Annotated in this window: 14 protein-coding genes and 1 tRNA gene; 6 read left to right on the forward strand and 9 right to left on the reverse strand. The window is 39.8% G+C overall.

What is annotated here, in order from left to right; genetic code table 11:
* Window positions 1-107: 107 nt before the first annotated feature.
* Together spo0A and glgA are read left to right on the forward strand one after the other, a co-directional pair.
* Window positions 108-905: a sporulation transcription factor Spo0A gene (gene spo0A, locus DWX65_RS00115; protein WP_117698575.1), complete on the forward strand. Its 798-nt coding sequence runs from the start codon at window positions 108-110 to the stop codon at window positions 903-905.
* Window positions 906-1,365: 460 nt separating this feature from the next.
* Complete coding sequence (gene glgA / locus DWX65_RS00120; RefSeq protein ID WP_118172894.1) at window positions 1,366-2,805, forward strand: glycogen synthase GlgA; 1,440 nt, start codon at window positions 1,366-1,368, stop codon at window positions 2,803-2,805.
* On the opposite strand, the gene DWX65_RS00125 is transcribed toward glgA, so the two are convergent.
* The 7 genes from DWX65_RS00125 to DWX65_RS00155 all read right to left on the reverse strand — a co-directional run bounded on the left by DWX65_RS00125 (window position 2,795) and on the right by DWX65_RS00155 (window position 8,371).
* Entirely contained in the window at window positions 2,795-3,712 is a 918-nt protein-coding gene (locus DWX65_RS00125) for a DUF5688 family protein (RefSeq protein WP_117698574.1), read from the reverse strand. The genes glgA and DWX65_RS00125 overlap by 11 nt on opposite strands.
* A gap of 161 nt (window positions 3,713-3,873) precedes the next feature.
* Window positions 3,874-4,923: an ABC transporter substrate-binding protein gene (locus DWX65_RS00130; protein WP_022243219.1), complete on the reverse strand. Its 1,050-nt coding sequence runs from the start codon at window positions 4,921-4,923 to the stop codon at window positions 3,874-3,876.
* Between the two features lie 3 nt (window positions 4,924-4,926).
* Window positions 4,927-5,706 (reverse strand): ABC transporter permease, encoded by a 780-nt coding sequence (locus DWX65_RS00135; protein WP_117698573.1) that lies wholly within the window; start codon window positions 5,704-5,706, stop codon window positions 4,927-4,929.
* Complete coding sequence (locus tag DWX65_RS00140) at window positions 5,700-6,521, reverse strand: ABC transporter permease (protein WP_118172527.1); 822 nt, start codon at window positions 6,519-6,521, stop codon at window positions 5,700-5,702. The genes DWX65_RS00135 and DWX65_RS00140 overlap by 7 nt, the downstream gene beginning before the upstream one ends.
* The gene (potA, locus tag DWX65_RS00145) at window positions 6,514-7,587 is read right to left on the reverse strand and encodes a spermidine/putrescine ABC transporter ATP-binding protein (RefSeq protein WP_117698571.1); all 1,074 of its coding nucleotides are present in this window, start codon (window positions 7,585-7,587) and stop codon (window positions 6,514-6,516) included. The genes DWX65_RS00140 and potA overlap by 8 nt, the downstream gene beginning before the upstream one ends.
* A 9-nt stretch (window positions 7,588-7,596) precedes the next feature.
* A complete protein-coding gene (locus DWX65_RS00150) occupies window positions 7,597-8,136 on the reverse strand; it encodes a helix-turn-helix domain-containing protein (protein WP_022243215.1) in 540 nt (179 codons plus the stop codon).
* A 162-nt stretch (window positions 8,137-8,298) separates the two neighbouring features.
* Window positions 8,299-8,371 (reverse strand) — tRNA-Thr (locus tag DWX65_RS00155).
* A gap of 228 nt (window positions 8,372-8,599) precedes the next feature.
* Between DWX65_RS00155 and DWX65_RS00160 the strand changes: the two genes are divergently transcribed.
* From DWX65_RS00160 to DWX65_RS00170, 3 genes are read left to right on the forward strand one after another with little or no spacing between them, the layout of a single operon-like run.
* Window positions 8,600-9,040 carry a hypothetical protein gene (locus DWX65_RS00160; protein WP_022243214.1) on the forward strand — a complete coding sequence of 147 codons (441 nt, stop codon included), beginning with the start codon at window positions 8,600-8,602 and terminating at the stop codon, window positions 9,038-9,040.
* Window positions 9,041-9,066: 26 nt separating this feature from the next.
* Window positions 9,067-10,041 carry a DHH family phosphoesterase gene (locus DWX65_RS00165; RefSeq protein ID WP_117698569.1) on the forward strand — a complete coding sequence of 325 codons (975 nt, stop codon included), beginning with the start codon at window positions 9,067-9,069 and terminating at the stop codon, window positions 10,039-10,041.
* A gap of 6 nt (window positions 10,042-10,047) precedes the next feature.
* Window positions 10,048-10,455 (forward strand): hypothetical protein, encoded by a 408-nt coding sequence (locus DWX65_RS00170; RefSeq protein WP_022243212.1) that lies wholly within the window; start codon window positions 10,048-10,050, stop codon window positions 10,453-10,455.
* 78 nt (window positions 10,456-10,533) lie between these two features.
* On the opposite strand, the gene DWX65_RS00175 is transcribed toward DWX65_RS00170, so the two are convergent.
* Together DWX65_RS00175 and DWX65_RS00180 are read right to left on the reverse strand one after the other, a co-directional pair.
* Entirely contained in the window at window positions 10,534-11,331 is a 798-nt protein-coding gene (locus DWX65_RS00175) for an ABC transporter permease (protein WP_117698568.1), read from the reverse strand.
* Window positions 11,324-12,091, reverse strand: a complete 768-nt coding sequence (locus tag DWX65_RS00180; protein WP_117698567.1) for an ABC transporter ATP-binding protein — start codon at window positions 12,089-12,091, stop codon at window positions 11,324-11,326. Before DWX65_RS00180 ends, DWX65_RS00175 begins: the two co-directional genes overlap by 8 nt.
* Before the next feature lie 117 nt (window positions 12,092-12,208).
* Here DWX65_RS00180 and DWX65_RS00185 point away from each other — a divergent pair, with 117 nt between their 5' ends.
* The gene (locus tag DWX65_RS00185) at window positions 12,209-12,892 is read left to right on the forward strand and encodes an epoxyqueuosine reductase QueH (RefSeq protein ID WP_118172528.1); all 684 of its coding nucleotides are present in this window, start codon (window positions 12,209-12,211) and stop codon (window positions 12,890-12,892) included.
* Window positions 12,893-12,968 lie beyond the last annotated feature (76 nt).

The following is a 12,968-nucleotide window of genomic DNA, read 5'->3' on the forward strand; positions in this document are numbered from 1 at the left end:
ATGTCGAAATAAGATGAACGCTTTAGCTTGAAACGACAGAAAAGTTGTGTTTAAATACAAGTAGTTTCATCTTTGCACAAAAGAGTGGAAACGGCAGGAGGTTTGACATGGAAAAATTAAATGTAGCAATTGCAGATGATAACGAGAGAATGGTACAGCTTTTAGATGAAATCGTAGCCAGCGATAAGGATTTGCAGGTGGTTGGTACGGCAAAGAACGGGGTCGAAGCATATGAGATTATCAAACATAAACAGCCGGATGTTGTTTTATTGGATATAGTTATGCCAAAACTTGACGGACTTGCACTGTTAGAAAAAGTAAAAAAAGATAAATCCATAAGAAAATGTCCTAGTTTTATTATTATCAGTGCGGTAGGACAGGACCGGATTACAGAAGATGCATTTAATCTGGGGGCGGATTATTACATTATGAAGCCCTTTGATAATGATATGATTATCAATCGGATAAAAAGTACAAGAGTGCTCCGGGGAATGAATGCTGCGGAATCAAAAAAAGTCGGAGCATATGAGAAAAAGCCTTCGGCAAAACCGGAGGATCTGGAAAGTAAAGTGACAAATATTATACATGAAATAGGAGTTCCGGCACATATCAAAGGATATCAGTATTTGCGTGAAGCAATTATTATGTCGGTAAATGATATTGAAATGCTTAATTCCATTACAAAAATACTTTATCCGACAATCGCAAAAAAATATCAGACAACAGCCAGCCGCGTAGAACGTGCTATCCGCCACGCAATAGAGGTGGCATGGAGCCGTGGCAAAATGGACACGATTGATGAGCTGTTTGGGTATACGATAAACAATGGAAAAGGTAAACCGACAAATTCAGAATTTATAGCACTGATTGCAGACAGAATCCGCCTGGAATATAAAGCGTATTAAAAGGGTGGTTTCTACAAAAAAATGGCAGCAAAATATAGTATCTGAATCAGACATTTTAGGTATTTTCCGCTCCCCCATAACGTGGTATAATGAGCGTAAGCAATGAGCAGTGCAGCCGACAGAAATACGCGATACTGTGCTTGCACAAAGTATCGCGTATTTCTGTCGGCTGATAGGGCGAATGCCCGTACATCGAGAAAACCAATGGTTTTCGAGATGCACTGCGAAAGAAAGCACAGCGGATTTGCGAGTGTGAGCGTAGATAGGGCGAATGCCCGTACATCGAGAAAGCTGTAGGCTTTCGAAGATGCACTGCGAAAGAAAGCGCAGCGGATTTGCGAGTGTGAGCGTAAATAGGGCGAATGCCCGTACATCGAGAAAACCAAGGGTTTTCGAGATGCACTGCGAAAGAAAGCGCTGCGTATTTGTAAAAAGGGTATCAGATTTGGGGGTAACAGAAATGAAGCGGGTATTATTTGTTACATCAGAGGCAGTTCCATTTATCAAAACAGGCGGTCTTGCAGACGTTGCAGGTTCACTGCCAAAATATTTTTCAAAAAATGAATATGAAGTCAGCGTCATGCTGCCGAAGTATATGTGTATCCGTGAGGATATGCGTAAGAAAATGCATCATATATTGCATTTTTATGTAGATCTGGGCTGGCGAAAACAATATGTAGGAATACTGGAGGCAAAGGAAGATGGAATCCAGTATTATTTTATTGATAATGAATTCTATTTTGCGGGAGACAGACCATATAATAATATTTACGAAGATGTAGAAAAATTTGCATTTTTCTCAAAGGCAGTATTAGAAGCATTGCCGCATATGAATTACCAGCCGGATATTATTCATTGCCATGACTGGCAGACGGGACTGGTTCCGGTATATCTGGAGAATATCTATAAGAAAAATGTATTTTACCAGAATATGAAAACGGTATTTACGATACACAATCTACAGTTCCAGGGGCGCTGGAATCTAAAGGCAGTAAAAGATATTACCGGATTGCCGGATGCTCTTTTTACACCGGATAAATTAGAATCCTATGGAGAGGGCAATTATCTGAAGGGTGGTATTGTATATGCAGATGCTATAACAACGGTAAGTCCTACATATGCTTATGAGATAACAACTCCGGATGGTGGCGAAGGCTTGGATGGTCTCATTCGCAGTAACAGCTATAAATTAAGCGGTATTATTAATGGAATCGATTATAATGAATATAATCCGAAAGCGGATCCAAAGATTGCTTATTTATATGATGCCAATGATTTAGAAGAGGGCAAGCGGAAAAATAAGCAGGCACTTTTAAAGGATATGAATCTTCCGTATTCGGATGATGTGATGTTAGTTGGAATTGTTTCAAGAATGACAGAGCAGAAGGGATTTGCACTGGTAGATTATATGATGGATGAACTGCTTTCTTCCGGTAAATTTGAGATTGTTGCCTTAGGAACCGGAGAGGAACGTTATGAGAATATGTTCCGTTATTATGAGAGCAGGTATCCGGACAGACTGAAGGCAAATATTATGTATTCCGAAGAAGCAGCACATAGAATTTATGCAGCATCAGATGCTTTTTTGATGCCATCTTTATTTGAACCCTGTGGTCTGAGCCAGTTGATGTGCCTTCGTTATGGAACAGTACCGGTGGTTCGCGAGACCGGTGGCTTAAAGGATACCGTAGAGCCATATAATGAGTATCAGCATACCGGAACAGGTTTTACTTTTTCCAATTATAATGCTCATGAAATGCGTGACAGTCTTCTTTATGCATATCAGGTATTCCATGAGAACCGGACCGGGTGGCTGGATATCGCAAGACGTGGCATGGAGCAGAATTTCTCCTGGTCCAGTTCTGCAAAGGAATATGAAAAATTATATGCTAGATTGTAGTCCTTTCTTCTGGCATAGAAGTAAGAAGCTTTTCAGAGTGGGAATAGAAATAAGCGTGATCGGATAAGATTTCTTCTTCCTCAACCTGAGTGGAATTTACTTCATGAATCATAGCATTTAAATCCTGTATACAGGTTCCGGGCAGAACAGGAAGAATCAGAAATTCATGAATGCTGCTTGGAATCAGATAAAAATCACATGTGAGCTTATCTGCAATGGAATCTAAAAGATTTGGATAGAGAATGCAGGAAGCACCATAGAGTCTGGCTTTATTGGTTAATACATAAAGCGGTGTTTCGGATTCTTCTTCCATGCTATCTGCAGGAAAGGGCATTGGCATAAGCTTATTGAGTAATGGCATTAATGGTTCAAAATCAGCAGGAAGCTGTGCCGGCGTATTCTCTAAGGCATAAGAATATAACGCATCTGCGGAGACGTTCCAGTAGGAAAGATGAGTGGAACGAATCAGAATAGTGGCGTTTCCCTGACTTGAGCTAGATAAAAGACAATAGAAAACAACTGCAAAATCAAGATAACGAAAATGAGGAATTTCTTTGAGGAGTTCCTCATTTTTCTGATAGTGAATCAGTTTAAAAAGGATGCGGTGCCGTACATTTTCAAAATTAGTAAAGAATGCTACATCGACAGAGCTGCTTGGACGGTAAGCCCGGTAAATTTCCCGGATATGTAAAATAATGTTATGTATGCTTTTTCCTGCCTGATATTCTTTGTAATAATCATTGAGATAAATAGTGGGAGAAATGTTGCAGCCCTTTTGCAGAATAGTGAGTCCATCCAAAGTAACGCCATTATTTTTTTGGATTTTATGCAGCTGAATCGTAACATCTGTATCAAACAGAGAATGAATTTGTAACTGGATTTCAGTAAGAAATTGTTGATATGTCATAAAGACCTCCTGGTTAGAAATGGTAAAAATGAATAAATAGAAAAGAAAGTCCATGGATTATTCCAATGGACTTTCAATATATCATCTTGTGTCTTGAATAACAAGAAACGTAATATGAAATTTTTCTAAAAAATTTCTAATCTTTTAGAGACCAGAATATTTTAGTAAGATTTTAATTTCTTCCAGAGATAGTCATAAGTTTCTGTAGCCGGGACATCAAGACTGTTAAAAATTTCACAGTTTTCTAAAGTTTCCTGATCAGAAAAAATAGTAGTACTTTCCTGAACCTCTTCATCCAGTTCGTCATAAACAGCGGTGTTTGGTGTAGCATACCAGACATAGTCAAAGTTTTCCATACCGATATCTTCACGACAGAGATAATTTAAAAACTGTTCTGCAGCATCCTTATGCTGGCAGGTTTTGGGAATGAACCAGGAGTCCATCCACATATTAGAACCTTCTTTCGGAACCACATAATCAAGATCATCATTATAATCCTGTGCATAGGCAGCCTCTCCGGAATAAATAAGAGCCATGGCAGCATTTCCGGCAATCATTTCATCGGCAGAAGAATCTACCAGATAGGAGTAGACTAAATCTTTCTGGTCACAAAGCATGGAAAGTGCTTCGTTTAATTCATCTTCATCCGTAGTATTGATGGAATAGTCCAAAAGCCGGAGTGCAGGAACGAAGGTATCGCGGACGGAATTTTCCATGATAATCTGTCCCTTATATTTCGGATTCCAGAGAACATTCCAGCTGTCCATATCAGCTTCATCTACCATGGTTTTATTGTAGAGAATACCAAGTGTGCCGAAGAAATAAGGCAGTGTGTATTTTGTTTCCGGGTCAAAGGCCTTGGAAAATTCCACATAGGTCGGGTCGATGTTTTCGTAAAGTGGAATATTATCATAATCCATTTCTAAGACTTCACCTTCATTGATAAGCTTCTGGATCATATAGTCGGAGGTACAGATTAAATCGTATTTGATGGAACCCGCTTTGTATTTGGTATACATTTCCTCCGGACTTTCATATTCTTCGTATTTGATGGTAATACCGGTTTCTTTTTCAAATTGCTGGATAACATCCGGCTCTATATATTTTCCATAATTTAAAATAACAAGTGCATTTTCATCCTCTTTCTGTCCACAGCCGGAAAGAGTAAGGAGACCAGCAATAAGCATAAATGAAAATAAGAATTTCTTCATTTCTTAAGACCTTCCTTTCGCATCCTTGACACTGCGGTAATTCATAATCAGAAGAAGCACCAGAGCAAGGAAGAATAAAATCGTAGACAGTGCATACATTTCCGGAATAATACCTTTACGCAGCTGGGTATAAATCATGGTGGACAATGTATTGACACCGGCACCCTTGGTAAAATAGGTGATGGAAAAATCGTCTAAGGACATTGTCACAGCCATCAGAAAACCGGAGAATACACCAGGCTTGATATCCGGCCATACAATTTTGAAAAATGCATAAAGTGGTGTTGCACCTAAGTCTCTGGCAGCCTCATAGGTATGGGAGGAGGTGTTGGAAAGCTTAGGCAGTACATTTAAAATGACATATGGAATGTCAAAGGTAATATGTGCAATCAATACGGTTGATGTTCCAAGCTCTGTAAAGCGGACAAAAAGCAGCATCAGGGAGATACCAGTAACAATATCTGCATTCAGAAGTGGAATGTTAGTTGCACCAAGCATAATCTGACGGTTCCTTTTCCGCATGGCACTGATTCCGATTGCTGCCATGGTTCCGATTATTGTAGCAATCACAGAAGATGCAACGGTAATCAGAATCGTGGTATAAAAGGCATTCATAATAGTCGGGTCAGAAACAAGATTGCGGTACCATTCTGTCGTAAATCCGCCCCATTTTACACGGGAGAGGGAGTTGTTGAAGGAAAGTACAATCAGAACTCCAATTGGAAGATACAGAAACAGGAAAATAATTGCAAGATAAATTCTTGATAAACTTTTCTTTACCATACTGCATGCCCTCCTGATTCACCGGCACGATTCATAAATGCCATACTGATTAAAACAAAAATCATAAGTACAATGGAAAGTCCGGAACCTAAATTCCAGTAGGAACCCTGCATGAAGGACTGCTCAATAACATTTCCAATGAGAAGTACTTTACCTCCACCTAAAAGTTCTGAAATAACAAAGGAGGTAAGTGCCGGCACGAATACCATAATAATTCCGCTGACAATTCCAGGCAAAGTAAGCGGCAGAATGATACGGAAGAAGGTGATAAAACTGTTGGCACCTAAATCCCTTGCCGCATCTATGGTTTCTTTGCGGATACGTACTATGGAATTGTAAATCGGCATAATCATAAATGGAAGAAAATCATAAATCATGCCAAATACAACGGCTCCCTGAGTATTTAACATATGAAGCTTCGGGATGCCGAAAATGGAAAGAAATCCATTGATAATTCCATTATTGGAAAGTAACATCTGCCATGCTAAAATACGCAGCATAAAATTCATCCACATTGGCAGGACGAAGATAAATACCACAAAGCTCTGATGCTTGATATGAAGACTATTTAATATCATGGCAAGCGGGTAGGAGAGCAGGAGACAGACAATTGTACATAAGATACCAAGCTTTAAGGAAAGCAGGAGTGCTTTTATATGTACCGGGTCTGCAATTGCAGCAATATTTGCCCAGGTAAAACCACCGTCACTGTTGGTGAATGCGTAATATAATATCATCAGAATCGGAAGTACAGTAAATCCAATAATCCAGACCAGATAAGGTCCGGCTAAAAGTCTTTTTCTGGCATTATGCATCGAGTTCCACCGCCTTTTCGTCACTGGATTCCGGTTTATGCATAATCTGGATATTGAAAGGAATTACCTTCATTCCCACATGGCTTCCGGTTTCGAAATATTTGGTGGTATGAACAAGCCATTCATATCCGCCAGCCATAATTTCGATTTCGTAGTGGACACCCTTGAAGATAACAGAAGTAATATCACCATCCATAAAACCGGTGCCGGCTTCTACAATCTCAATATCTTCCGGGCGGATGACTACGTCTACCGGTTTATTATTACCAAAACCGGTGTCGACACATTCGTGCTTGATGCCTAAGAAGCTGACTAATTTATCCTCAATCATGATACCGTCAATGATATTGCTGTCTCCGATAAAGTCGGCAACGAATGCATTTTCCGGCTCATTATAAATATCTTCCGGAGTACCAATCTGCTGGATATAGCCCTGATTCATGACGGCAATGGTGTCTGACATGGTAAGGGCTTCTTCCTGGTCGTGGGTAACATAGATAAAAGTAATGCCAAGTTCATTTTTCAGACGAATCAGTTCGTACTGCATGTCCTGACGCATTTTTAAATCCAGTGCACCCAAAGGCTCGTCTAAAAGGAGCACCTTTGGTTCATTTACAATGGCACGGGCAATGGCAATACGTTGCTGCTGGCCACCGCTTAAGGAATCAATGCTGCGGTTTTCATAACCGTCTAAGTTTACAAGCTTTAAGGCATATTTGATTTTATCCTGAATATAAGCCTTGCTTTTCTTGCTGATTTTTAACCCAAAAGCAATATTTTCTGCAATGCTCATATGGGTAAAAAGTGCGTATTTCTGGAATACGGTATTTAATTTACGCTCATTTGGCGGAAGAGAAGTAATATCTTTTCCATCAAAAATAATACGTCCGGTGTCCGGTGTCTCAAAACCACCGATAAGACGCAGGGTAGTAGTCTTTCCACAGCCGGAAGGTCCCAGCAGTGTTAAGAATTCGTTTTCCTTTACATAAAGATTTAAGTCATCCAAAATCATATTTCCGTCATAAGTTTTGGTAATATTTTCTAATTGTATTAATTTCTTGCCCATCATAACCTCCTAAAAACTTGGCGGGTTTGTAACCCAGATAAGAACGGCATCTTTCCTGCCGGTATTTTCGATATGGTGCTTTTTATTGGACTTAAGATAAAAAGACTCCCCCTGTCTTGCAGTATAAGTACGGGTACCATATATGATTTTAATGGAGCCCTTAAGTACATAGCCGAATTCTTCTCCCTCATGTGGAAGATAGATGTCTGATGTGCCGCCGGGCTTCAGCGTCAGTCGTACCGGTTCCATCATATCTTTCTGGGCACCGGGAACCATCCATTCGATTAAGCTCCTGTGTTCCGCATCTTCTTTTTCAAAATAATCTTCATTTTTAAAGACAAGCTGTGCAGGTTCATCATCTGCAAAAAATTCTGCCGGCGTAGTGCCGAGACACTGGATAATATCTAAAAGTGTACCCACGGAAGGAGATGTAAGATTACGCTCTAACTGGGAGATAAATCCTTTGGATAATTCCAGACGGTCAGCCAGTTCCTGCTGGGTGAGACCGTAGAGAATCCGCAGCTCCTTGATTTTATTTCCAATATCCATTTTGTACTTCCTTTCCATGAAAAGTGATTTTACATAGTTTTTACAAAATGAAGCTAATAATGTATTTGAAGTTTAATAATAATAAACTCACTAAGGAGTATTATGAGAAATTGAAAGAGAAATGTCAATACTATTTTTAGATTATTTTTAGACAACAAAAAAAGCTCCCGAGGGGACTCGAACCCCTGACCTACGCATTACGAATGCGCCGCTCTACCAACTGAGCCACGGAAGCAGAATAATCTGGTTATATGCGAAATAAAATATTTTCCTCAGACAACCCTTTATTTATTAAAATCATACTATAATATTATATATAGAAAAAAATAAATTTGCAATGTTTTTTTGAAAAAAGTTGTTCTTTCAAAGGTTACTTGGTATAATGGGCGTAGATATGTAAGAACCGCAGAAAGATGAACCGGCTTATGAAAAGGGAAATCATTACAAGGAGGAAGTTTTTTTCATGGAAGTGAAGGAATTTGTTTCAGGGGGAAAGAAAACTGAGGACAGTAAGAAGAATATGAAGAAGAAAATAAACAGCGCAAAGAAAAATTATGCAAAGAAGAACAGTCAGTTTACGATTGCAGAATTAAAGGAAAACAGCGCGCTGATTATGTTATGTGTATTTGTGGTTTTTGCCGTATTGGAAATTGTACTGGGTATACTGGTATGGAAGATGCCGGTAGTGAGCGTATGTATTGTAGTGTTGATTGAAGCGGGACTTGCTGCATGTCTGCATAACCTTCCTGTCTGGCTGCATGGAATTGTTGCAGCAGCAGAGATTGTCGTTGGAATAATTTCCGGTAAAGTAATATTTATGTTGATTGGAATTTTATGCTATGGGGCAGCTTTGTTTGCATTGAAATTCCAGAAGGAAAATAATCCGCTTTCTATATTAAAATAAGAAGAAATCATACCAGGAGATAAAACATGGATCCCTTACAATTAGTAGAGTTATTAAGAGGACACAGAACTTATATTCAGACACATAATTTTCCAGATCCGGATGCGATTGCCAGTGCCTTTGGCTTACAGCATTTTTTAAATTACCATGGGATTAAAGCAGATATCTGTTATGATGGTAAGATTGAACGCCTGAGTACAAGAAAGATGTTTGACACATTTCATATTGATATTTTGTCTAAAGAAGATTTGGATGATATGAAGAAAGAGGACTATATTGTTACCGTAGACTCCCAGAAATATAATGCGAATCTGACCGATTTTATCGGGGATGAGGTGGCATGTATTGACCATCATCCGACAGTAATTGCCTGTGAATATGCTTATAAAGATGTGCGCCGTGTAGGAGCCTGTGCCACAATGATTGCAGAGTATTTTTATCTTACCAATACACCAATGAGCCGGGATGTGGCGGCAGCACTGGCATATGGCATCAAGATGGATACGGATGACTTTGTCCGTGGTACAACAAAGCTTGATGTGGATATGTTTGCATACATCTATCCAATGGCAGATGTGGAAGAGTTAAAGTCCATGTATGTAAATGTAATGGAGTTTTCTGATTTAAAGGCATATGGTGCGGCAATCGATAATATTCACATTTATGATGATGTGGGATTTGCATCGATTCCGTTTGATTGTCCGGATGCGCTGATTGCAATTATTTCAGACTTTATTTTATCTCTTGATGTAGTTAATATTTCCGTGATTTATGCAATCCGTTCTGACGGCATTAAGTTTTCTGTCCGTAGTGCATTAAATCATGTAGATGCCGGAAGAGTTGTAGCAAAGGCATTAGCAGATTATGGAAATGGTGGCGGACATCCGGCAATGGCTGGCGGCTTCATTCCAAAGAAGAATATGGAAAAGTTGGAACCGGACCGGGATTATAAATTAGAAATGCTGTTCTTAGAGCAGATCAAGGCAGAAGAAGGAAGGTAAGATACCATGGCAGAAAATCAGGTGAAGATAACCTATCATATTTATCTTGAGGCAGAGGATGTATCCCAGTCGAGAATTTTATCCAGTACCTCTTATGTAAAGAACTTATTTAAAAATTGTGGCAATCATTATTTTCAGGGTGTAGATTTTGATGATGAAAGTGATTTGGATGACTTTACCCTGCGTCTCTTTGTGGAGCAGGAAATCTTAGAAGAAGAGTGCAGCGTAGAGGCAGACGCAAAAGACTTTCCGGCAGATATGGCAGAATTCTTGGATAATATAGCCCAGGCACATTCTTTCCTTGATATGGAAGGTGATTTTACCGTGGAATATCAGGGCGAGAAAGTAAGTTTTAAGTTTGCTTCTGAAGCAGGAGCAGATTACTGTGACTTTGAAGAAATCGAAGAAGCATAAAAATTCATAAGTAATTTCCTGTAAAGTAAGAAAGAGAAAGGCAGTATGAAGAGCAGGTGCAATTCATACCGCCTTTCTTTATTTCCTCTTTAAGCAGAGCTTCTCAAAACTTCCAATCAGCTGATAGAGCAGCATGGCAATGAGACAGAGAATCAGAATCGATAAGATGACCCAGTCTAATTTAAAAACCTGGCTGCCATAAATAATAAGATAGCCTAAGCCTTTTTTTGCTGCAATAAATTCACCGATGATAACACCAACCAGACAAAGACCGATGTTGACTTTCATAATAGAAAGCAGGGTGGGAACACAGCCCGGCAGCATAATTTTAAACATGACATCATTACGGGTGCCGCCTAATGTCTTTATCAGAAGAATCTTTTCTTTATCCATATCACAAAAAGCAGTGTAAAGACTCAGAATAGAGCCAAAGATAGCTACGGACATACCGGTGATGATAATGGTCTTGTAATTGCCGCCCAGCCATACAATCAGCAGTGGAGCCAGCGCGGATTTTGGCAGGGAATTTAAAACCACAAGATAAGGCTCTAAGGTTTCGGATAAGGTTTTGGAAAACCAGAGGATTGCAGCAATCAGTAATGTTAAAATAATAACAAAGAAAAAGCTGCTTAAGGTTTCAAACAGGGTGATTCCAATGTGATAAAGGAGCTTCTGACCGGTAATCATCTGGTAGAAGCAGATGATAAGTCTGGTGGGACTGCTGAAAATAAAGGGGTCGATTTTTCCATATTTCGCACAGAGTTCCCATTGCAATAGAAAGACAACAAGAATCAGGATGCGACAGATTTTTATTTTAAGCCGATGTCTGCGGCATTGCCGTAAGTACATAAGCTGTGCAGAGGATGGGTTATTCATTTTGATTAAATTCCTTCCATATTAAGTTAAAATAGGATTTAAAATGGCTGTCATTCCGTTTCTCTAAAGGCGTAAGACCAGGCTCAAAGGATATGGGTATAATGGAGCGGATTGTGCCCGGTCGGTGGCTTAAGACAATGACACGGTCTCCCATGGAAATTGCTTCGGATAAATCATGGGTTACAAGAATGGCGGTTTTATGTTCCTGCCGCAGAATGGTACCGATGTCATTGCTGACATTAAGGCGGGTCTGATAATCTAATGCCGAGAAGGGTTCATCTAAGAGAAGCAGCTCCGGGCGGAGTACCAGGGTACGAATCAGGGCAGCCCGCTGCCGCATGCCGCCGGAAAGCTCAGAAGGACGTTTTGCAGCAAAATCGGCAAGTCCATAAGTTTCTAACAGCCGGCTGGCATAAGCAAGATTTTCCGGTGTCATTTTGTGCTGGATTTCCAGCCCTAATTGGACATTGGATGCGATGGTACGCCACTCTAAGAGGTGGTCTTTCTGGAGCATGTATCCCATATTTAAAATATCCTTTGACTGCAGGGGGTGTCCCATGAAGGAAATGCTGCCGCCGGATGGGACAAGGAGACCGCAGATAAGGGATAAAAGTGTTGATTTGCCACATCCACTGGGACCTACAATAGCAACAAATTCTCCATTGGATAAAGTAAAACTGATATTGGACAGAGCCTTGGTTTCGCCGTCTTTCGTATGATAAATATAATCTATATTGGACAATTCAAGGATGGAGCACATGGTATTCACCTGATAGAAGTTTATAGGATAATATATGTGAAAAAATGAGATTGGTCACCCGGATTGACAGAAGAAAAGGATAGATTATAATAGGAACAGAATCGACAGAAATTTTGAATGGGAAAGGTAAACAGGATGAAAGAGAATTACCAGAAAATATTAGATGAAACGATTGCCGGATTAGAAGAAAGAGGAGAAGTTCCGAAACTTTTGCTTCATAGCTGCTGTGCACCATGCAGTTCTTATGTATTAGAGTATCTTTCCAACTATTTTTATATTACGGTGTTGTATTATAATCCCAATATTTATCCGGAGGATGAATACTATCACAGAGCAGCGGAGCAGAAACGCTTTATTAAAGAATTTCCAACGAAATATGCGGTCTCCTTTGTGGAAGGAAACTTTGAACCGGAGCTTTTTTATGAAACAGTAAAAGGTTATGAAAATATCCGGGAGGGTGGCGAACGGTGTTTCCGATGCTATGAATTAAGACTGCGGGAAGCGGCAGAGTATGCGAAAAAATTAAATTGTGATTATTTTACGACAACGCTGTCTATCAGTCCCATGAAGAATGCTGCAAAGTTAAATGAGATTGGAGGAAGGCTGGCTGAAGAATATGGCATTCCCTATTTATATTCGGATTTTAAGAAACGGGATGGCTATAAGCGTTCTACCGTAATTTCGGCAGAGTATGGCATGTACCGGCAGGATTATTGTGGCTGTGTATTTTCGAAGCGGGAGCGGGAAGAACAGAAAAGAGAACGTGCGGCACAGGAAAGTGAGCAAGCAGTACAGGAGTGATTTCTTCTGGTTGTCATTTTATGAAAAATAAGGTATACTTTCAGAAGTTAGTTATGGATTTTTGTTTAGAATAAGT

Source organism: Roseburia sp. AF20-18LB (genome assembly GCF_003461185.1).
GTDB lineage: Bacteria > Bacillota > Clostridia > Lachnospirales > Lachnospiraceae > Roseburia_C > Roseburia_C amylophila.

Coding starts and splice junctions, on each gene's coding strand:
- spo0A (WP_117698575.1), top strand. CDS start 108: ATGGAAAAATTAAATGTAGCAATTGCAGATGATAACGAGAGAATGGTA.
- glgA (WP_118172894.1), top strand. CDS start 1,366: ATGAAGCGGGTATTATTTGTTACATCAGAGGCAGTTCCATTTATCAAA.
- DWX65_RS00125 (WP_117698574.1), bottom strand. CDS start 3,712: ATGACATATCAACAATTTCTTACTGAAATCCAGTTACAAATTCATTCT.
- DWX65_RS00130 (WP_022243219.1), bottom strand. CDS start 4,923: ATGAAGAAATTCTTATTTTCATTTATGCTTATTGCTGGTCTCCTTACT.
- DWX65_RS00135 (WP_117698573.1), bottom strand. CDS start 5,706: ATGGTAAAGAAAAGTTTATCAAGAATTTATCTTGCAATTATTTTCCTG.
- DWX65_RS00140 (WP_118172527.1), bottom strand. CDS start 6,521: ATGCATAATGCCAGAAAAAGACTTTTAGCCGGACCTTATCTGGTCTGG.
- potA (WP_117698571.1), bottom strand. CDS start 7,587: ATGGGCAAGAAATTAATACAATTAGAAAATATTACCAAAACTTATGAC.
- DWX65_RS00150 (WP_022243215.1), bottom strand. CDS start 8,136: ATGGATATTGGAAATAAAATCAAGGAGCTGCGGATTCTCTACGGTCTC.
- DWX65_RS00160 (WP_022243214.1), top strand. CDS start 8,600: ATGGAAGTGAAGGAATTTGTTTCAGGGGGAAAGAAAACTGAGGACAGT.
- DWX65_RS00165 (WP_117698569.1), top strand. CDS start 9,067: ATGGATCCCTTACAATTAGTAGAGTTATTAAGAGGACACAGAACTTAT.
- DWX65_RS00170 (WP_022243212.1), top strand. CDS start 10,048: ATGGCAGAAAATCAGGTGAAGATAACCTATCATATTTATCTTGAGGCA.
- DWX65_RS00175 (WP_117698568.1), bottom strand. CDS start 11,331: ATGAATAACCCATCCTCTGCACAGCTTATGTACTTACGGCAATGCCGC.
- DWX65_RS00180 (WP_117698567.1), bottom strand. CDS start 12,091: ATGTGCTCCATCCTTGAATTGTCCAATATAGATTATATTTATCATACG.
- DWX65_RS00185 (WP_118172528.1), top strand. CDS start 12,209: ATGGGAAAGGTAAACAGGATGAAAGAGAATTACCAGAAAATATTAGAT.